Consider the following 18,783-nt stretch of genomic DNA (forward strand, 5'->3'; position numbering starts at 1 on the left):
ACAACCAAATGTTGTGCGATTCGAACGCAGCGACTACCTCGACTTCACACCAGCGGACGCGCCCGACACCCAGGTCCGGGTATTGCATGGGCGCAGCGCATCCCGCGCATCACGGCGACGGCCGGCTTGATCGGCACCGCAGTCGGTCCGATGTCGCGCGGTGAACCCTCATGATCGTCTTCAGCGGGCTCACCGCCGCCGAGCGGGCAGTGGTGGTTCCGCAGCCGGCGGGTCGGCCGCGGCCTCGAACACCGGCGTGGGCAGCGCCGCGCAATCCGGCCCGCGAAATCACCCGCGCGCATGGCGCAAACGGAACGCCACCGCGGCCGCGATCAACAAGATCGCGGTGGTACCGAGGGCCGCGAAGTGGATGCCCGAGACGAAGGACTCGTGCACCGAGGCGAGGAACGCGCGCCCGGCGGCCTCCGGCAATTCACGTGCGAAAGCCGTGGCGGCGCCCAGGGATTCCGAGGCGGCAGCCATCCGGTCGCCCGGCACGTGCGTCGGATCGAGACCGTCGCGGAAGATCGCCATGACCACGCTGCCGAGGATCGCGACGCCCAGCGCGACGCCGGTCTCGTACGCGGTCTCCGACACGGCGGCGGCCGCGCCCGCGCGCTCCGGCGGCGCCGAGCCGACCACCAGGTCGGAGGACACGGTGAGCGCGACGCCCACGCCTGCCCCGATGAACAGGAAACCGAGTACGAACGGTGTGGTACTGGTGGCCGCGTCGGGGCCGAGCAGGCCGAACAGCGCCGCGCCCACCGCCGCCGTGATCAGCGCGCCGCCCAGCACCGTGCCCGGCCGCAGCCGCCGCACCAGCCAGGCCGCGGCGAGCGAGGCGATCATCCCGGCCGACAAACCGGGCAGCAACAGCAATCCCGCTTGCAGTGGGGAGCGTCCCAGCACCAACTGGAGGTACTGCGAGCCGAAGAAGAGCACACCGGCCAGCGCGAACACCGCGAGCAGATTGGTCAGCACCGCCGTACGGAACTTCGGCAGCGCGAACAGCGCCAGGTCCAGCATCGGTTGCTCCAATCGTCGCTGCCTGCGCACGAACCACGCCCCGGCAAGCAGGCCGATCAGACTGATCACCGCGACCCGGACACTCGGCCCGTGCGCCGCGAATTCCTTCACCGCGTACACCACCGGCACCAGCGCGAGCATCGACAGCACGGCGCTGAGCAGGTCGAAACGACCGGGCCGCGGATCACGCGACTCCGGGATCAGCAGCGGACCGAGCCCGATCAGCACCAGCATGACCGGCAGGTTCACCAGGAAGACCGAACCCCACCAGTAGTGCTCGAGCAGCCAGCCGCCCAGCAGCGGTCCCGCCGCGGCGCCACCGCCCGCCATCGCGCTCCACACCGCGATCGCGACGGTTCGCTGCCGCGGATCGAGGAACATCGACCTGATCAGTGCCAGCGTCGCGGGCATCAGCGTCGCACCGGCGACACCCTGCAGTACGCGCGCCGCGATGAGCATTTCCGGCGTCAGGGACCACGCCGCGAGTATCGATGCGACACCGAATCCCGCCGCGCCGAGCAGCAGCAATTTGCGCCGCCCGATCCGGTCGCCGAGGTTGCCCATGACGACGAGCAATCCGGCGAGCACGAACGAGTAGACGTCGATGATCCACAGCAGTTGCGGCGTGGTCGGCGCGAGATCGGCGCTGATCGCGGGCACAGCCAGATCGAGCACCGTCGCGTCGACGGCCAGCAGCAGTAGCGCGAGCGCCAGCACGGACAACCCCACCCACTCGCGTGTCCCCGCTCGAGGTGGGGCGTTGGTCGATCGTTCGGCGGGTTGCGCGGTCTGGGTGGTCATGACTTTCTCGACTTCCGTCGTCTGTTTCTTACCGTCCAGACGGTATAGTACTCACATAACCGTCCGGACGGTATAGTCAACCGGGTGACGGCTGACACCCGCGACCGAATCCTGGATGCGCTCGAGACCTTGCTCCTGGAAAAAGGCATGTCGCACGTGACTCTGGAGAATGTCGCGGCCACCGCGGGCGTCTCCAAAGGCGGCTTGCTCTATCACTTCAAGAGCAAGGACGCGCTGCTCGCGGGCTTGGTCCGCAGACTGGCCGACCGTGCGGGCCAGCAGTTGGACAACTCGGTCGCCAAAGGCGGCTCGGTAGCCGAGTGGTACCTGCAGACGCCGAACCCGGCCGTCGAGGCGGAGGCGGTGGAGCTGGAGCTCTACCGGTCCATGCTCGCGACCATGCGCACCATCGACGCCACGCCCGAGCCGGACGAGGTGCAGCAGGCGTTGGTGGACCTGATGAATTCCTGGTCGGACGGTCTGGACGAGGAGGTCGCCGACCCGGTTCAGGCCGACCTCATCCGACTGGTCGGCGACGGCGTGTACCTGCGCGCGCTGCTCGGTCTTCCGCCCATCGATCCCGTTCGCTACCGGCACGTGGTGGACCGCTTACTGCGGCGCTGACGGTTAGACTCGGCCCGTGCTGCCAGCCGCCGAACCGGCCGGCGCCGTCGGGGCGGGAACAGATCCGGTACCGGGGTCTCCTGGAGCGACGGTGCCGATCCGACCGCTGAGTTTCCGCGAACTGCTCGATGTGCCGTTCGCGCTGATCCAGGCGAACATCCGCGCCCTGGCCGGGTTGAGCGCGACGGGCTTGCTGCTCGCCGAAGCCGTGGTCGTCGCGGTGACCGCGGGCGCCTCCGCGCTCACCGACGGCTCCGACCCCGGCACCGCGTGGGCGGCGATCCTGTCCACCGCGGCCTGCGCGTGGCTGCTGCGGTTCGCGTTACGCGGCACGACCGTGGCCCTCGGGCTCGCGACCGTCGACGGAGCCCCGATCGGCCGACGGACCGCGCTGCGCCGATTCGGTGGGACGCTCGGTCCGTTGCTGGTCTTCCAACTGCTGTTCACCATGGTGGGCGTCGGCGTGCTCGCGGTGGGCGGCCTGCTGATCGTGACGCTGCCGCTCGCGGCGATCTGGCTGGGCCGGCTGCGCGCCCGCCGCTGGGTCGCGGTGCCGGTGCTGTTGGTCGAACGCACGTCGCACCGTGACGGCGTCGCGCGCGCCGAACTGCTCGCCGAAGGCGCGGAGTGGCCGACCACCGGGCTCTGGATCGCCCAGCGGGCCCTGTTCACGCTGCTCGCCATCCCACTGCTCGGCATCCCGCTGTTCGTCTCGGACTTCTCCGGCACGCACCGGTGGCCGGTGATCGTGCTGACCACGTCGGCGGTGCTGCTGCTGACGGCATTCGGCGAAGTGGTCGAGGCTTCGTCGCGGGTGGTGTGCTACGTCGATCGCCGCTGCCGCAGAGAGGGTTTGGACATTCGCATTCCGAGGCGGGAGGCGCGATGAGCGATCCCGTGCCGATGGAGCCGCGAACGGCCGACCCCGCGCCCGGCACCCCGCGGCTCGGCGCCGCCGCCGATCATCGCGCCGCCGCCGAAACAGCCGCCGCGCAGCGGGATTTCGACCGCGCCCTGCGGGAACGTTTCCGCGCCGTGCTGCGCGGCCTGGAACAAGGCGGTGTGCTGGAGGTGCGGCGGTCGCGGACCGCGCGGGAGACCGCCGACGACGTGACGACCGCGTTGCCGCTCGAGACCGCCACCGAGTTCCAGCCCGCCGCACGAAGCTTCGACGAGGTGGTCTACGGCGGACGCCGCGCCACCGAGGACGAATATCGCAGGCTGGAATACGCCGACCGGTTCTCCGGGTCCGCGCCGCCCCCCGCACCGGAACCGGTCGAGATCGAGGCGGTCGAGCAGCAGCCGCGCACCAGGCGAAAACTGCCGCCGCTGCCGAACCTGGTGCGCGATCCCAGGTTCTGGGCGGTGCTCGCCGCGACGGCCGCGTTGTTGCTGCTGGTCTACGGCGTCGCGCAGTCCTGCGGCGCGCCGATCGCGCCTACCGCCCCGCCGCCGCAACCGCCGCCGGATCTGCCCGACGTCCCTCCGCCGGACCGCCCCGGCTTCGGGGCGGGTGACGACGCGATCTGGGACCGGCTGCCAGCACCGGCCTTCTACGGCGGCGTGCAGTTCCTGATCGCCGCCGCGCTGGTGGTGTGGTGGCGTGCCCGCAGACGGGGCGCTCTGGTGCGCGAACCCCGCCCCGTCGAAGTGGCCGCGAACGAACTGCTCGGCGGCCAGGCCGCGCTGTATCGCCGCTCGAAGGATCACGATCACGTCGCCGGAAAGCTGCGGGCGGCCGCGCTGCGCCGCATCCGCACCCCTCTCGGCATCACGGCCGACACCCCGCCGGACCGGATCGTCGCCGTGATCGCCGCGCGCGTCGGCGCCGACCCGGCCCAGATCGGCGCCGCCCTGTTCGGCCCGGTTCCCGATCCCGAGACCCTCCGGGTGGTCGCCGCTCAGCTCGAATGGATCGAATCGGAGGTCGGATGAGAAGCTCTCGCCCGGTCCTCGCCCGGCTCACCGCCCGCGGGAACGCCCGCGAACCACAGGAGATGGAATGACCAGCACCGAGACCACCCCGACGGCCGAGCAGGCGAGCGCCGCGTTCCATGCTCTGCGCGCCGAGATCGGCAAGGCGGTGGTCGGCAACGACAACGCGGTCATGTACCTGGTGCTCGCGCTGCTGTGCCGCGGCCACGTCCTGCTCGAAGGCGTGCCGGGGGTGGCCAAGACGCTGCTGGTGCGGGCGCTGGCCACGGCGCTGGACCTGGAGCACGCGCGGGTGCAGTTCACCCCCGACCTGATGCCCGGCGACGTCACCGGGTCGCAGATCTACGATCCGCACTCCGCCGAGTTCACCTTCCGGCACGGCCCGGTGTTCACCAACCTGCTGCTCGCCGACGAGATCAACCGCACGCCGCCGAAGACCCAGTCGGCCCTGCTCGAGTCGATGGAGGAGCGCCAGGTCTCGGTGGACGGGAAACCACGGCCGCTGCCCGATCCGTTCGTCGTCGTCGCCACCCAGAATCCGATCGAACAGGAGGGCACCTATCCGCTGCCGGAGGCGCAGCTGGACCGGTTCCTGTTCAAGGTGGACATCCACCTGCCCGGTCGCGACGACGAGTTCCGCATCCTGCAACGCCACGCCTCGGGTTTCGATCCGCGCGACCTCACCGCCGCGGGACTGCGTCCGGTCGCGGGCCCGGCGCACATCGCCGCCGCCCGCACCGCGATCGCGCAGACCACGATCAGCCCCGAGGTGCTCGCCTACACCGTCGACGTGTGCCGGGCCACCCGCATCTCGCCCGCTGTACAGCACGGCGCGTCGACCCGTGGCGCGACCGCCCTGATGGCGGCCGCCCGCGCGTTCGCCTGGCTCAACGGGCGCGGGTTCGTCACGCCGGACGATGTGAAGACCGTCGCCGTCGCCGTGCTGCGGCACCGCCTGCACCTGCGCCCGGAGGCCGAACTGGACGGTGTGACCGCCGAAGGCGTGCTGTCGTCGCTGCTGCTCTCGGTCCCGGTCCCGGTGTAGCCGATGGTCGTCACCGGTCGGCTGGCCGCCGCGGCAGGCGTGGCGGCCCTGTTCGTCACCCTGGTCCTGCCCTCGGTGGTCGGCGTGGTCGTGGTGACCTGCGTCCTGGCCGCCGGGCTGCTCGTCGATCTCGGCGCTGTGGGGCGGGCGCGCGACCTGTCGCTGTCCCGCGAGGCATTGACCACGGTGCGGCTCGGCCGCTCCGCCGAGGTGGAACTCGTCGCGGTCAACACCGGAGCCCGCAGGCTGCGCGGGACGGTGTGGGACGACTGGCCCGACAGCGCACGCGCCGAGAACGGCGCGCACGTATTGGATCTCGCCCCTGGTACCAAGGTCCGTTTCCGCACCGTGCTCACGCCCACCTACCGCGGCGATCGGGTCGCGGGCCGGATCACGGTGCGACTGATCGGCCCGCTCGGACTGGCGGGCAGGCAGACGAGGCGGGACGTGCCCGCCCGGGTGCGGGCGCTGCCCGCGTTCCGCGCCGAACGGCTGCTGCGGTCGAAAGTCAAAAGGTTGCAGCACCTCGACGGCCGCAATCTGGCCAACCTGCGCGGGCAGGGCACCGAATTCGACTCGTTCCGCGAGTACGTCGCCGGTGACGACGTGCGCGCGATCGACTGGCGCGCCACCGCCCGCGCCACCGACGTCCTGGTCCGCACCTGGCGGCCGGAGCGCAACCGGCACGTGCTGATGCTGCTGGACACCGGCCGGGTCAGCGCGGGCCGGGTCGGTGACGGTACGCGCTTGGACGCGAGCATCGAGGCGGCCCTGCTGCTCGGCGGTCTCGCCGCCGCCGCGGGGGATTCGGTCGACCTGCTCGCCTTCGACCGCCGAGCGCGCGCCGAGGTCCGAGGTGTCGGCGGAAAGGGTCTCCAGCTGAAGTTGATGCACGCGATGGCCGGAATCACTCCCGCCCTCGTCGACACCGACAGCGCCGGACTGGTGCGAGCGGCCATTCAGCGCACTCGCAGGCGCAGCCTGGTCGTCTGGTTCACCAGCTTGGACGGCGCCGCGGTGGAGGAGAACCTGTTGCCCGTGCTGCCGGTCCTGGCGCAACGGCACCGCGTGCTCATCGTCTCGGTGACCGACCCCGATGTCGCCGCGGCGGCCACCCGGCGCGACAACCTGTCCGACCTGTACGCCGCGGCCGCGGCCGAATCCGTGCTCGCCGAACGCGCGCTGGTCCAGGAATCGCTGCGGCGCACCGGGATCGCGGTCGTCGCGGCGTCTCCGGAACGACTGCCGGAGGCCCTGGCGGACGAATATCTGGAGCTGAAACAATCCGGAGCCCTTTGAGTCTTTTCCGCCGGGCGCCGCGGTCTCGTCGAAGCGCGTCCTCGCGCGCCCGCCGAGGAGGATCATGACCCCATGGCCTCAGATCTCGCCGCCTTCGTCCGCGGATTGCCCAAAGCGGAACTGCACCTGCATCTGGAAGGGACGCTGGAGCCGGAGCTGAAGTTCCGCCTCGCCCGGCGCAACGGCATCGAGCTGCCGGAGAAGAGCGTGGAAGCGGTCAAGCAGACCTACCGATTCCATGACCTGACGTCATTCCTCCAGGTCTACTACCCCGCGATGCGCGTGCTACAGCGCCCGGAGGACTTCCACGACCTCGCCTTCGACTATCTGCGCCGAGCGCACGGCCAAGGCGTGCGTCACGCCGAGTTGTTCTTCGATCCGCAGGCGCACACCGGGCGCGGAGTCCCGTTCCCCACGGTGATCAGCGGATACCGGTCGGCGATCGCACGGGCGCGGCGGGAGCTGGGGATATCCGCCGAACTGATTTTGTGCTTCCTGCGCGACCATTCCGCGGAGTACGCCATGGCGACGCTGCTGGAAGCGCTGCCGTACAAGAGCTGGATCCTCGGTGTGGGGCTGGATTCCGACGAGCGGGGCAACCCGCCGAGCAAGTTCGCCGCCGTCTTCGAGCGCGCCCGCGCGGAAGGGTTCCTGCTGACGATGCACTGCGACATCGACCAGCCGGATTCGATCGAGCACATCCGCCAGGCGCTGGAGGACATCGCCGTCGACCGCATCGACCACGGCACCAACATCGTGGAGGACGACCGTCTGGTCGAACTGGCCGGGTCCAAGGGGATCGCGCTCACCTGCTGTCCGGTGTCGAACTCCTTCGTCACGGCGCAGATGAAAGCCGAGGAGATCGTCGGTCTACTGAGCCGTGGGCTGACGGTGACGGTCAACAGCGACGACCCCGCGTACTTCGCCGCCTACGTTGCCGACAACTACCTCGCGCTCGCCGAGCAAGGTGGTCTCGGGACCGAGCAGGTGGTCGAGTTGGCCCGGAACTCCTTCCGTGCCTCGTGGATCACGCCCGCACGGCAGGACGCCTATCTGCGCGAGATCGACGACTACGTGGCGGCGAACGGCTGACCGGCGCGCGGCGGGAAGACCGGGTACAGCGGCCACGGCAGCACTCGGCGCTGCCGTTCGGCGATGACCGCGCCGAGAATCTGCGACGGCGGACAACCGGCCGGTGGCGCGACGCGCAGCCGGCCGCACACCTCGGCAACGAGCGCCGTCCCCAGCCGGTGTTGCGCCGCGGGCGTCAGGGTGCGCAAGCGGGTCAGGTACTGCCGCACCGCCAGCGCCAGATCTTCCGGTAGTCCGGCCAGCTCGAGCTGCGCGCTCCAGCCGGTCAGCCACGGCGGCGCGATCGCGAGCGCGGGCGGCGGCAGCGGGCGCTGCGCGTGCACGACCACGGTGCCGGCGAGCACGTCACCGACCCGCCGCGCATGCGGCGAGCACATCGAGGTGAGCACCGCGATGGCGCCGAACCCGCCCAGCATCCAGAAATCGACGATCGCGCCCGCCAGGCCGCGGGTGAGCGCGTGCCGGAAATCGATCGGCCCGCCGTCCTCGCGCACCACCCGCAGCCCGAGCATCAGCTTGCCCAGTGTTCGTCCCCGCCAAGCGGTCTCACAGGTCACGGGGTACCCGACCAGCACGGTCACGATGGTCACCAGTGCGACCACGTCCAACCAGGCCGAGTCGACGCCCGCGGGCAGCAGCAACGTGACGATCGCGAACAACAGCACGAACCCGAGCGTGCACTGGGCCAGCACGTCGATCAGGAACGCGGTGGCCCTGGTGGGGATGCGGGCGATCGGCAGTTCCAGGGCCACTGCTTCGCCGGTGGTGAACTCAGCCATGTCGATAGCATTCTTGCGACCGGCGGGAGTGGGAGGCAACCGAATGGACGTGGACGCATACAGCCTGGCGCACCGCAGGGCGTGGGACCGGCTCGACTACCTGTCCACCCGGAGCAAGCTCACCGGCGCGGAGGCGGACGAACTCGTCATGCTCTACCGCCGCACCTCCCAGCAGCTGGCGCGGCTGCAGTCACACAGCCCGGACCCGGAGCTGATCGCCGGGCTGAGCGCGCTGCTGGCACGTGCGCGCGGCCGGGTGCTGGGCACGCGAGCCGACACTTGGCAGGAGATCGGACGGTTCTTCAGTCACCGTTTCCCGGCGGCGCTCTATCGGGCATGGCCGTGGTGGGTCGGCGTCGCCGCGGTGTTCCTGTCGGTGTCGGCCGGGTTGGCAGTCTGGGTGGACCGGTTCGATTCGGCCCGCGAGGTGCTCGGAATTCCCGAGGACACAAGGAGCCTCACCGCGCCGGGCGGCGCGTTCGAGACGTACTACTCGGAGCATCCGCAGGAGGCCTTCGCCGCGCAGGTATGGACGAACAACGCATGGGTGACGGCGATCGCCTTGTTCACCGGCGTCTTGATCCTGCCCGCGGTCTACCTGCTGTTCATGAACGCGCTCAACCTGGGTGTCAGCGCGGGCCTGATGGCTGATGCGGGGCGGCTGGATTCGTTCTTCGGCTTCATCCTTCCGCACGGCACGCTGGAGCTGACCGCGGTATTCGTCGCGGGCGGCGTCGGCCTGAAACTCGGTTGGACGCTGATCGATCCGGGTCGGCTCAGCCGGGTGGAGGCGGTGGCCAGGCAGGGCCGGGCGACCGCGACCGTAGCGCTCGGCCTGGTGGGAGTGTTGCTGATCTGTGGCTTCATCGAAGGTTTCGTGACGCCGAGCCCGTTGCCCACACCGATTCGCATCGCGATCGGATTCACTGCCGAGGCGTTGTTCCTGGTGTACGTGTTCGGGGTGGGACGCCGCGCGGTCACGGAGCAGGCGAAGCCGGGTGCCGAGTCATCGGGCGATCATCTGACCACTGTGACGCAGCCAACATTCAGCACACGCTGGGTGAAGTGACTGGGACAATCGGCAGCTAAGCGGCGCCAGATCGGTTCGGAAGTCCCCCATTTGAGTTCCGCTGGCCGCAGCGAGTCGCTGCTCTAGCTGCGGCCAGCGTTACCGTCAACTCTACACAACCGTTATCCCTACGCAACCCTGCCTGTCGAGGTCAAGCGTATAAAGCAGCACCCCAGCAAACCCTTGCGGCAGCACCTTTTCGCCCCGTGCCAGCTAACCGCATGCGACTAGGGCGACCATGATTTCGGCGACCGGGCACCGCTCCGGCGACTCCGCCGGAATAGTCACGGGGAATACGTCACGGCAATGAATCGGAACTCGCCTCGGGCGTTAGCGGAGCGTTTCAATAGACCCCTCCATGGTTGCTGACACCCCTTCCCACCTGCACGTTCATTTGCACGAAAGGACAGTTGCTGGTCACCGCCCAATGGAAAGAGACCAGAAGTTTGTTTACGCGGTAATAAACCGGGTAAAGACATAGCGGCACGCCGGGAAGACCGGACAGTTCCCCGACAGGCTCCGCATTAACCAGGGAGTGAAAAGGGTTCAGTTCACCCACTCGGCACGCCCGATTCAGCACCGGAGCCGCAACCATAACGAGGCATGTGATCTTCGCCTCACCTGCCGTTACCGAGCGTCGAGTCGCGCGAAATCGACGCCGTGACACCCGACTTGGAGTGACCCGCGTCACCGTCGACGCACGGCCATGCCGCACTCCAACGCCCGAACCGGACCGCCGCGACGGCAGTCCGCGACTCGAATCACTCCGCGAAAGTGACCTGAATCACCTTGAAGGTGATAGGGGGCTCAACCGACGCGCAGTATCCCGGTGACCGTGCCTTGCAACAGACGGCCGTCGTGTGTGATCAACGGTGCGGTCTCCAGCGGATCGTCGACGATGGTGCCGGGCAGCGGATGCGATGCGGTGACCGCACCGGTTTCGGGGTCGAGAACGGTGAACGCGTACCCGTCCACGGGCGTGGCGTGATCGGAACCGACGCGAGCGACCGTGTAGAGCGCGCCGTCGGCGGTGGACAGCCGCGGAACGGCGGCACTCCGAACCTTGTTCTCCCACATCACGTGGCATCCGTCAGCGGAGACGTCGACTCGCGTCATCCCCCCGGTAAAAGGAGCGTTCGGCGGCGACGCGGGCCCTGCCCTTTCGGGCAGCGCCGGATACGGGTAGCCGTATGTGCTCGCCACGAAGATCGAGCGGCCGATGCCGACGGGTGAATTCTCGCTGCCGGCCCCACCTTCGCCGAGCACCGGAACTGTGCACATCAATTCGCCTGTTCCGGAACGGAATACCAAGGCATGCACCTGCCCGTCGGCGTTGTCGACGATGGTCAGATAGTCCGCACCGGTCTCGGGACCGAAGTAGGTGGGCGTCGACCCGGTGCCCCAGCTGAGCTGTCCCGGCTTGCGCGCCGATCCCCGGTCGTAGGCCGCGCGCCACGCGATCTCCGGAGCGCCGGACGGGCCGACGCGCAGTTCGTACAGCGCGTGCGTCGTCGCCACCGCGACCTGTCCACGCGGAGCCGCCGAGATGCTGTTCGCCACCTGCTCCCCCGCGGGCAGCGTCAACGCGGTGACCAGCCCGGCCGGGGTGACGAATCCGACCACTCCCCGGCCGGTCGCGAACCACACGTTGCCCGACCAGTCCGGAACGAGTCCCGTCACGTTGTCCCCCGACGGGATCACCGACCCGAGGTCGGCGGACTCTTCGCTGATCAGCCGCCACGCTCCCGCCGCGTCACGCTCGTGCCGCACCCGGAGCAACCGGTCGGTGCCGTCCACGACCACCAGACGGTCGTCCCGATCGAGGTAGGCGTACACACCGCCGAGCAGACTGCCCTTGGTCAACGGCAGCGCGGCGAGCGATGGCGCCAACAGGCCCGGCGCCGCCGGATCGAGCAAATGCACCGTCGGGGTCTGTCCCGCGATCGCGGTGCACAGGGCGACCACGAGTCGGTCCGATCCCTCCAGCAGGGTGGGGCACGCCGAGGCCAGCGGGTACGCGCCGATCGCCGCGGCGCGGGCGTCCGGACCGGCGAGCGGTGTCGCGTCCGAGGACCCCGCGTCACCGTGCATGGTGGCGGTGCCGGTCGGCCCGATGAAAGGATTCGGCGGCGCGAGCGGACCCCATGGCCCGGCCGCCGACGCGGGCTGAGCGGACAGCAATGCCAGCACGCACGCGGCGAGGAGGGTCATCGGCCGACGCATCGCGGTCCTCTTTCGCTGGGCAACGCGGTATCCGAACGGATACCGGAGAGAACAGTATTCGGGTATTCGCCGCGCCCCCGGCACAGCGGGGGCCGATACGATGACGCGCATGAACTCGGTTCGGGGCCGTCTGTTGTCCACACTCGCCGGTCAACTCGGGAATCCCCACGGCGTGCTCGGCAAAGGTGTCGCCTTCGTGCTCAATCGCAGCAACAAGCCCGCCATTACGGGGGCGGTGGAGGCCGCCGCCGTCGCGCCGGGCGGCACCGTGGCCGACGTCGGGTTCGGTGGTGGAGCGGGGCTTTCCCGGTTGCTCGAGCGGGTCGGCGCGGGAGGCGTCGTGCACGGCGTGGAGATCTCCGCCGACATGCTGGCACGCGCGCGCTCGAGTCATGGCAGCGACATCGATGCCGGTCGCCTGCGGCTGGTGGAGGGCTCGCTCACCGCGCTGCCGCTGCCGGACGACAGCCTCGATGCCGCGATCACCGTCAACACCGTGTACTTCGTGCCGGACCTGGCTGCGGCCTGCGCCGAACTCGCCAGGGTGGTCCGGCAGGGCGGCCGTCTGGTGATCGGCATCGGCGATCCGGACGCGATGGCAAAGCTTCCGTTCACGTCGTACGGGTTCACCCTGCGCCCGGTCCCGGAGGTGGTCGCGGCGCTGGAACAGGCGGGCTGCACCGTCGAGCAACGGAGGCTCGCGAGCACGCCGATTCCGCACCATTTGCTGGTCGCGACGCCCCGCTGACTACATCAGTGCGCCGCCATCGACCCGGATCTCGGTGCCGGTCATGTATTTGCCGTCGTCGGAGGCGACCATCGCGACCACCCCGGCGATGTCCTCCGGGCTGCCCAGCGCTCCCCCGTTGAGCCATCCGGTCATCCGGGAGAACAGCTGCGGATCGAAACCCTCGGGCTGATCCAAGATGGACTTCGTCGTGATACCGCTGGTGATGCCTGCCGGAACGATGTTCACCGCGCGCAAGCCCTGCTTGGCGTACTCCAGGGCGATCGCGTGTGTGAAGGCGTTCACGCCGCCCTTCGACGCCGCGTAGGAGGCGAGGTAGGGCGCCGCGCTGAAGGCCGCGGTAGAGGAGATGTTGACCACCACGCCGCGTCCGGTGTCCAGCAGAGCGGGCAGCGCGGCCTGGGTCATGAGGAAGGTGCCGGTGAGATTCACCCGGATCACCTGGTCCCACACCTCGAGCGGCATCTCGTGGGTGCGCGCGGGCCGCAGGATGCCCGCCGCGTTCACCAGCACGTCCAGTCCACCGAGGAACTCCAGCGCCGCTGCGGTCGCGGTGCGCACCGACTCCGGGTCGGCGGTGTCGACCGCTACCGTTCGCAGTCGTTCCGCGCCGTCGCCCGCCTTCTCCGCGGTGGCCGCCAGGCCCGCCGCGTCGATGTCGGCGGCGACCAACTGCGCCCCCTCGTCCAGCAGCCGCAGGGCGATGCCCTGACCGATGCCGGATCCCGCTCCCGTCACCACCACGCGGCGGCCGTCAAATCTGCGCATGCCAAAAATTAGAACACGTTCTCATCGAGCGTCAAGGGACTTCGCCGCGCTCCCCGGCTATTCGCAGCACCATCGCCGCCGTCGCGGCGCCGTACGCACGGCTGGCCGAGCCCGGCCGATCCGCCGGATAGTTGGAGCGATGCGTGACGACGACGCCGTTGGGCAGGGTGACCGTCTTGTCCGGCACGGTCGCGACGCAGTTGCCGCCCGCCTTGGCCACCAGGTCGACGATCACGGTTCCCGAGCCGAGCAGGTCCAGCGCCGCCGGTCCGAGCAGGCGAGGCGCCGGGGATCCGCGGTGCACGGCCGTGCAGACGACCAGATCGGGCGGCGTCGCGGCGAGCGTGTCCAGCAGTGCCGCGTTGTCGTCCCGGTTCGGCACGAATTTCCCCGCGCCCGCCCCGATCGCGGCCACTCGTTGTTCGATGCGGTTGCCGACCGCCGTCGGCCGCTCGTCGCCGAACGTGCGCGCGGCCGCGATGGCGGCGAGACCGGCGGCCCCGCACCCCAGCACGAAGGCACGGACCGGGCCGGCCAGCCGCCCGGGAGCGAGCAGCCGCCTGCCTTCGGCGTAACCCACCGCGCCCGCGATCCGGCTCATGGTGGACAGCGCGTCGAACTCGGTGGTCGTGTCGTCGCGTGGCACCGCGTCGAAGGCGACCGATTCGATGCCGCGGCGGCGCAACCGGTCGATCTCGTCGCGCCGGTGGTGCGGATCCTGGAAGCCGAGCAGCGTCGTCCCCGCGCGCAGCGGCATCGAGTCGAGTTCGAACGCGGGCGGTTTCACCCAGACGACGATGCCCGCGCGCTCGAACACCGCCGCGCGATCCTCGAGGACGACCGCCCCGGACGCGCTGTAGTCCTCGTCCGCGAAACCCGCGCCTTGTCCCGCGCCTTCCTGCACGAGAACGCGGAGTCCCGCTGCCGACAGCGTGCGCACCTCGTCCGGGGTGAGCGCCACGCGAGTCTCCCGCGACGCGGTCTCGCGCAGCACTCCGACGATCATCGCGCGGCCCCGGGCTCCGCCACCAGAGCGGTCAGGCCGCGATCGGCGAGCGCGTCGCGATAGGTGAGCCCGCCGACGATGTCGCGAATCAATTGCTCCAGCCGGTCGAACAGTTCCTCGATCAAAGCGGGCGACTCGTGTCGCGGCGCCTTACGTGGAGCGAGGACGTTCAACCGGACACCGGGACGCAGCGAGCCGGTCCGGTCCAGCGCGACGCTGTCGACGCCGGCCACGGCGAGCAACAGGTCCTCCACCTGCGCACTCGTGTGCACACCCGCCTTGTCGAGCAGCGCGGGGTCGAAAACCACCGAGACGAACATGCCTTCCGGGTTGCCCAACGGTCGCAGCACGTCGGTTCCCAGCCGGGTGTTGATCGCGGCGATCCGGCCGCATGTCCGATCGATCTGCGCGCGCATCAGCACGTGATTGCGGTCGAAATAGTCCTCAGAGGTGTGCTCCAGGATGGCGCGGGCCAGATGGGTGGTCTCGCGCTGGAACGAAATCGTGAGCCGTTCCCTGATCCGCGCCAGCCACGCGCCGTCGCCGGTGCAGGCGGCACCCATTTTGCACGGGCCGAAGGCGTTGTAGCCCTTCGAGTTCCCCGTGATGGTCAGCACCACGTCGTACAGCCGCCGGATGCCCTGCTCGGTCTCCACGTGCAGTGCCGCGATCGGGATGTGCGAGGCCACCAGCCGGTCGAAGGCCATGTCGCAGATCACCGGAACACCGCAGTCGAGCAGCACCCGCCCGAGTTCCGCCAGCTCCGTGGCCGTGTAATCCGCGACGACGGGGTTGCCCGGCAGCGTGAGCAGCACGCCGCACAGTTCGCCCGTCGCCCGCAGTTCCGCGAGGCAGCGGGCCAGCCGTGCCGGATCGATCTTGAACGCGTCGTCCGGAGCCACCGGGCACGAGACGATTCGCAAGCCGAATTTCTCCACGTGGATGCTGGAACTCTTGTAGAAGCCCTCCGGGCACACGATCACCCCGCCCGGCCTGGCGAGGGTGGCCACCGCCTCCTCGAGCAACATCGTGCTCGAGTACGGGCAGACGATCACCTCCTCCGGGCGCACCCGGACGCCGGGCACCCCTTCCACCGGATGCGACAGGCGCTCGAACAGCTTGCGGGCCGCGAGTTCCCGCAGAATCAGCGGCTGCCGCTTGTCGTAGAGCCTGCCGTCGAGGTAGTCCGCCGGGGGTGCGATGTGCAGGCTTTCGCGCCATGCCCGGTCCAGCGCCGCGACCGCATGCGCGTCCGGAGCCCGGCCGGTTTCGCCGTGGTAGGCGTCGATGACGCCCGAGTAGCGGCGGCCACCGGTCCCGGCGAACCAGGTGTCTCTCGAAAGGTGGCCGCGCACTTCACGTTTCCTGGCCTCGGAGCGATTGGTCAGCCTCGCCAGGTCGGCGAGCGGATCGGTGAGCACCTGGCTCTGAGTCACGGAACCTCGCCTTCTGAAGAGTCTCCCGGTGCGGGCATGGTGTTCCATTTCTCCTGGAGTGCGGCGCGGAACAGGCTGCGGCAGTTGCCCTCGGTGAGTCGTTCGAACTCCGCCAGCGGCGGCTGCGCGACGATCTGGTCCACCACGATGGCCGAACCGGCGCGCCGGAGGTCGTAGAGCTTCTCGAACCGCCGGACCGCGAACGCGACATCGTGCTTCAGCGCGGAGAAGCGCGTCGCGACCCGAGCCTGACGCGAGTAGTCGTACTCGCCCACCGCGACGTAGCGATCATCGACTACGAGCATGCTCTGCGCGTTGCGCGCATATTCGCGCTTGACCAGCACGCTTTCCACGCCCGATCGGGCTTGCTTCCACAGTTTGTCGTCGTAGGGCCAGACGTCCGAGATGTCGTCGAGCACATACATCCGCCGTACATCGATCTTCGGTGGATGGGTCGTGTCGGCCAGGCGCAGAATCGCCGCGTGATAGTCGTCGCCGACGTCGCCGCCGATCGTGCCCAGGTCCGCGGTGTGAATCGCGCGCACCGACGTGGTGGCCTGCTCCAGGATCGTCAGCCAGTCGGTGACGGTATTCCATTCCCATACCGTCGCGCTGCGCGAGGGAATCTGCGCGAGGATCTCCTCGGCGCGCTCCAATTGCCGATCGGCGACCAGGCGCAGCGGCTCGATCTCCGCCCGCGCTCCGGAGGCATCGATCAGGCTCTGCGCGATACTCAGTGCGCGCGAGACCAATTGAGGGTCCTTGCCGAGCAGGACGTTGAATCGCATCCGCAGGTCGTAGTAGGCGCTGCTGGTCGGATCGGTCGCGGGATCGGCGCTGCCATCGGTCGGCAACTCCGCGCCGAGCGCCAGACTCAGACGTTCGCGCAGCGCCAGCGGCGGAATCCTGCTGCCGTTCTCGATCTGCTGAATCAGGCTGCGGGAGCAGCCCGCTCTGGTGGCGAGCGACGCTTGGGTGTAACCGCGCTCCAGTCGTAGCCTGCGGACCAGGTTGCCGACCTGCTCGTCCGAGCCCGAGTCAGCCATTCCGCGCCTCCCATTCTGCGCCTTGCATACGCATGCTCACGGAGTATCACGATGCGACATTTTAGTCACCAAGTGTCAAGCGGTGTCGGATGTATCGCGTTCGGTGAATTTCGTTGTCAACCAGCAATCCAGCCGCGCGCTCGTTCGCCCGCCGCCGCACGATCGAAGGTTGCCACATGCGCTCACAAACAGGCTTTTCGGGCTCCAGCCAGCAGAGATAAGGAACATTTCCGTCGATCTTCGACACATATTGGGCTATACGTCTACTTCAAGGCATCAACGCGTATCAAATATCGTCACGAAGCGCTAAAGCTTCGTTGACAGCACGACGTGTCACTACCTAGCCTGGTTCTCGAAGCCACCGCAATTCGACATCGGCGCAAGGGTTTTCCCACTGGCCCGGCTCGGCGGCTCGACAACTCTAGGAGGTGCCGGATACGGATACCTCGTTACCGCGCGAGCCGATTCGAGCAGGCCGCACCCGTGGCCGGACATGACCACCCCGCCCGCAGCGCTCGCGCCTGTTCTCCGAAAGCAATCGGGCACCCAGTAATTCAGGCACGGACGAAACCACCGCGTTGGGGCCGTGGCCGAGCACGGTCACCGCCCTTCAAGCGAGCGGCGCCTCCGCGTCCTCCCGAAACAGAGTGAATGAGAGCGAATCATGGCACTCGACATCACCGATTCGATCATCACCAGCGATATCACTCCGGAAAAAGCGTGGCTGCTTCCCTTGCCCTCCGGCGCCGCCTGGGAACTCAGTTGGCTGCCCTCCGTCAGCCTCACCCGCGAGCAGGCCATGAGCGGGATGGTGCTCGACGAGATGCTCAGCGATCCCGGCACGCTCACCAACGACCTCGCACTCGAACTGGCCGCCATCCACGCGGCCGAACTGGGCGTCACTCTGCGTGACGTGCTGATCCGCTTGTACATCCGCATCACCGAACGCGACGCCGAAGCTTCCTGCCGCGCGCACACGCCCCTGCCCGCCTGACCGCTTCCGGCGACAACTGAATCCATCCTCCGGTCAATTCCCAACTTAGAGAACAGAAGAGACGGTGACGAGGAGGATCCCAGAGGACAACGTTCTCTCTCGGTGTCGTAGACACAGGTGAAGGGTTTGCCGGGACATGGGTCGATCGTTGCGGGTGGACACGGACCTGCTGCGAGCCATCACCCCGGAACTCGCCGCCATCGCCGACGCGGCACAGGAAGAACTCACACGTCTGAAGGAGAGGCTCGCCGCCGAGGGTAAATGCTGGGGCGACGACGAGCCGGACCGGATCTTCGGCGACAGCTACGAACCCGCGGCCGACAAGGGGATCACCGGCTACGGGAACCTGGTCCACAATCTGCACGGGATGAGCACCAGCGTCGCCGACGCCCGGCGCGGCCCCTGCTGGGGCGACACCCAAATCCGGCGGATCCGAACCGGCCGTCCAGCGGCCACCGGAAAACCGGTGAACGAGACCACCGGCCGATTCGCCTTGGATGCGAAACTCACCCGGTACGCCGTGGTCACGCGGTCCCGGTTCGTCACAGGGCCAGGTCTTTCCGCCGCGCCGCAAAGGTCCCCGGCCCGGCGGAGTCGAGCCGGGGAAACCTGGCAAGGAAGCGAAACCGCGCAAGCCGAAGCAGGAAGCGAAGGAAGCGAAGCGATCGCGCGTACGGATCGATCCCGGTGCGGTGGCCGCCGCGCAGGCGCTCGCCGCCCGCCATGGCCTCCGAATCAAGGGGTTCGACACCTCCGTTGTGTCGAGACGTACGGTCGATGAGCAGCAGTACCGGAAGATCATCGACCAGATCCGGGCCCAGATCGAGTTCAACAACGCCACCGCCCGGCAGTTGTACGACAACGCGACGGCCATCGAGTACCAGCAGTACGT

General features: G+C 68.9%; 17 protein-coding genes. 9 read left to right on the forward strand and 8 right to left on the reverse strand.

Translation table 11 applies throughout. From position 1 onward, the window contains the following. Positions 1-288: 288 nt before the first annotated feature. Positions 289-1,827: an MFS transporter gene (locus tag ACIHAX_RS19200; protein ID WP_364434087.1), complete on the reverse strand. Its 1,539-nt coding sequence runs from the start codon at positions 1,825-1,827 to the stop codon at positions 289-291. 84 nt (positions 1,828-1,911) lie between these two features. Here ACIHAX_RS19200 and ACIHAX_RS19205 point away from each other — a divergent pair, with 84 nt between their 5' ends. The 6 genes from ACIHAX_RS19205 to add all read left to right on the forward strand — a co-directional run bounded on the left by ACIHAX_RS19205 (position 1,912) and on the right by add (position 7,822). Continuing rightward, positions 1,912-2,451 (forward strand): TetR/AcrR family transcriptional regulator, encoded by a 540-nt coding sequence (locus ACIHAX_RS19205; protein WP_355073346.1) that lies wholly within the window; start codon positions 1,912-1,914, stop codon positions 2,449-2,451. A gap of 91 nt (positions 2,452-2,542) precedes the next feature. After that, on the forward strand, positions 2,543-3,340 hold the full coding sequence (locus ACIHAX_RS19210; RefSeq protein WP_397278789.1) for a hypothetical protein: 798 nt from the start codon (positions 2,543-2,545) through the stop codon (positions 3,338-3,340). After that, positions 3,337-4,386 (forward strand): DUF4129 domain-containing protein, encoded by a 1,050-nt coding sequence (locus tag ACIHAX_RS19215; RefSeq protein ID WP_397278791.1) that lies wholly within the window; start codon positions 3,337-3,339, stop codon positions 4,384-4,386. Before ACIHAX_RS19210 ends, ACIHAX_RS19215 begins: the two co-directional genes overlap by 4 nt. Positions 4,387-4,453: 67 nt before the next feature. Continuing rightward, positions 4,454-5,431, forward strand: a complete 978-nt coding sequence (locus ACIHAX_RS19220; protein ID WP_397278793.1) for an AAA family ATPase — start codon at positions 4,454-4,456, stop codon at positions 5,429-5,431. Between the two features lie 3 nt (positions 5,432-5,434). Next, complete coding sequence (locus ACIHAX_RS19225) at positions 5,435-6,730, forward strand: DUF58 domain-containing protein (RefSeq protein ID WP_356963262.1); 1,296 nt, start codon at positions 5,435-5,437, stop codon at positions 6,728-6,730. Between the two features lie 72 nt (positions 6,731-6,802). Beyond that, positions 6,803-7,822: an adenosine deaminase gene (gene add, locus ACIHAX_RS19230; RefSeq protein ID WP_397278795.1), complete on the forward strand. Its 1,020-nt coding sequence runs from the start codon at positions 6,803-6,805 to the stop codon at positions 7,820-7,822. Here the strand turns inward: add and ACIHAX_RS19235 are convergent. Next, entirely contained in the window at positions 7,801-8,601 is an 801-nt protein-coding gene (locus ACIHAX_RS19235; RefSeq protein ID WP_397278797.1) for an RDD family protein, read from the reverse strand. The genes add and ACIHAX_RS19235 overlap by 22 nt on opposite strands. Positions 8,602-8,644: 43 nt before the next feature. On the opposite strand from ACIHAX_RS19235, the gene ACIHAX_RS19240 reads away from it, so the two are divergent. After that, positions 8,645-9,670 (forward strand): stage II sporulation protein M, encoded by a 1,026-nt coding sequence (locus ACIHAX_RS19240; protein ID WP_364434108.1) that lies wholly within the window; start codon positions 8,645-8,647, stop codon positions 9,668-9,670. A gap of 807 nt (positions 9,671-10,477) precedes the next feature. Here ACIHAX_RS19240 and ACIHAX_RS19245 read toward each other — a convergent pair. Next, a complete protein-coding gene (locus ACIHAX_RS19245) occupies positions 10,478-11,893 on the reverse strand; it encodes a hypothetical protein (RefSeq protein ID WP_397278800.1) in 1,416 nt (471 codons plus the stop codon). Between the two features lie 109 nt (positions 11,894-12,002). Between ACIHAX_RS19245 and ACIHAX_RS19250 the strand changes: the two genes are divergently transcribed. Further along, on the forward strand, positions 12,003-12,641 hold the full coding sequence (locus ACIHAX_RS19250) for a class I SAM-dependent methyltransferase (protein ID WP_397278802.1): 639 nt from the start codon (positions 12,003-12,005) through the stop codon (positions 12,639-12,641). On the opposite strand, the gene ACIHAX_RS19255 is transcribed toward ACIHAX_RS19250, so the two are convergent. From ACIHAX_RS19255 to ACIHAX_RS19270, 4 genes are read right to left on the reverse strand one after another with little or no spacing between them, the layout of a single operon-like run. Further along, positions 12,642-13,409, reverse strand: coding sequence for an SDR family NAD(P)-dependent oxidoreductase (locus ACIHAX_RS19255; RefSeq protein WP_356963256.1), 768 nt, complete (start codon positions 13,407-13,409; stop codon positions 12,642-12,644). A gap of 31 nt (positions 13,410-13,440) precedes the next feature. Beyond that, a complete protein-coding gene (locus ACIHAX_RS19260) occupies positions 13,441-14,415 on the reverse strand; it encodes a hypothetical protein (protein ID WP_364434118.1) in 975 nt (324 codons plus the stop codon). Continuing rightward, entirely contained in the window at positions 14,412-15,851 is a 1,440-nt protein-coding gene (locus ACIHAX_RS19265) for a pyridoxal phosphate-dependent aminotransferase (protein WP_397278805.1), read from the reverse strand. The genes ACIHAX_RS19260 and ACIHAX_RS19265 overlap by 4 nt, the downstream gene beginning before the upstream one ends. After that, positions 15,848-16,897: a helix-turn-helix transcriptional regulator gene (locus ACIHAX_RS19270; protein WP_355073368.1), complete on the reverse strand. Its 1,050-nt coding sequence runs from the start codon at positions 16,895-16,897 to the stop codon at positions 15,848-15,850. The genes ACIHAX_RS19265 and ACIHAX_RS19270 overlap by 4 nt, the downstream gene beginning before the upstream one ends. A 664-nt stretch (positions 16,898-17,561) precedes the next feature. Here ACIHAX_RS19270 and ACIHAX_RS19275 point away from each other — a divergent pair. After that, positions 17,562-17,891 carry a hypothetical protein gene (locus ACIHAX_RS19275; protein WP_397076931.1) on the forward strand — a complete coding sequence of 110 codons (330 nt, stop codon included), beginning with the start codon at positions 17,562-17,564 and terminating at the stop codon, positions 17,889-17,891. Positions 17,892-18,433: 542 nt separating this feature from the next. Here the strand turns inward: ACIHAX_RS19275 and ACIHAX_RS19280 are convergent. Continuing rightward, positions 18,434-18,616, reverse strand: coding sequence for a hypothetical protein (locus tag ACIHAX_RS19280; protein ID WP_397278807.1), 183 nt, complete (start codon positions 18,614-18,616; stop codon positions 18,434-18,436). Between the last annotated feature and the right edge of the window lie 167 nt (positions 18,617-18,783).

This window comes from Nocardia sp. NPDC051929 (genome assembly GCF_044548645.1).
GTDB classification, from domain to species: domain Bacteria; phylum Actinomycetota; class Actinomycetes; order Mycobacteriales; family Mycobacteriaceae; genus Nocardia; species Nocardia sichangensis.

Bases quoted from the DNA above. Each gene is read 5' to 3' on its own strand.
- ACIHAX_RS19200 (WP_364434087.1), bottom strand. From the start codon at position 1,827: ATGACCACCCAGACCGCGCAACCCGCCGAACGATCGACCAACGCCCCA.
- ACIHAX_RS19215 (WP_397278791.1), top strand. From the start codon at position 3,337: ATGAGCGATCCCGTGCCGATGGAGCCGCGAACGGCCGACCCCGCGCCC.
- ACIHAX_RS19220 (WP_397278793.1), top strand. From the start codon at position 4,454: ATGACCAGCACCGAGACCACCCCGACGGCCGAGCAGGCGAGCGCCGCG.
- ACIHAX_RS19225 (WP_356963262.1), top strand. From the start codon at position 5,435: ATGGTCGTCACCGGTCGGCTGGCCGCCGCGGCAGGCGTGGCGGCCCTG.
- add (WP_397278795.1), top strand. From the start codon at position 6,803: ATGGCCTCAGATCTCGCCGCCTTCGTCCGCGGATTGCCCAAAGCGGAA.
- ACIHAX_RS19235 (WP_397278797.1), bottom strand. From the start codon at position 8,601: ATGGCTGAGTTCACCACCGGCGAAGCAGTGGCCCTGGAACTGCCGATC.
- ACIHAX_RS19240 (WP_364434108.1), top strand. From the start codon at position 8,645: ATGGACGTGGACGCATACAGCCTGGCGCACCGCAGGGCGTGGGACCGG.
- ACIHAX_RS19245 (WP_397278800.1), bottom strand. From the start codon at position 11,893: ATGCGTCGGCCGATGACCCTCCTCGCCGCGTGCGTGCTGGCATTGCTG.
- ACIHAX_RS19250 (WP_397278802.1), top strand. From the start codon at position 12,003: ATGAACTCGGTTCGGGGCCGTCTGTTGTCCACACTCGCCGGTCAACTC.
- ACIHAX_RS19255 (WP_356963256.1), bottom strand. From the start codon at position 13,409: ATGCGCAGATTTGACGGCCGCCGCGTGGTGGTGACGGGAGCGGGATCC.
- ACIHAX_RS19260 (WP_364434118.1), bottom strand. From the start codon at position 14,415: ATGATCGTCGGAGTGCTGCGCGAGACCGCGTCGCGGGAGACTCGCGTG.
- ACIHAX_RS19270 (WP_355073368.1), bottom strand. From the start codon at position 16,897: ATGGCTGACTCGGGCTCGGACGAGCAGGTCGGCAACCTGGTCCGCAGG.
- ACIHAX_RS19275 (WP_397076931.1), top strand. From the start codon at position 17,562: ATGGCACTCGACATCACCGATTCGATCATCACCAGCGATATCACTCCG.
- ACIHAX_RS19280 (WP_397278807.1), bottom strand. From the start codon at position 18,616: ATGGCGGGCGGCGAGCGCCTGCGCGGCGGCCACCGCACCGGGATCGAT.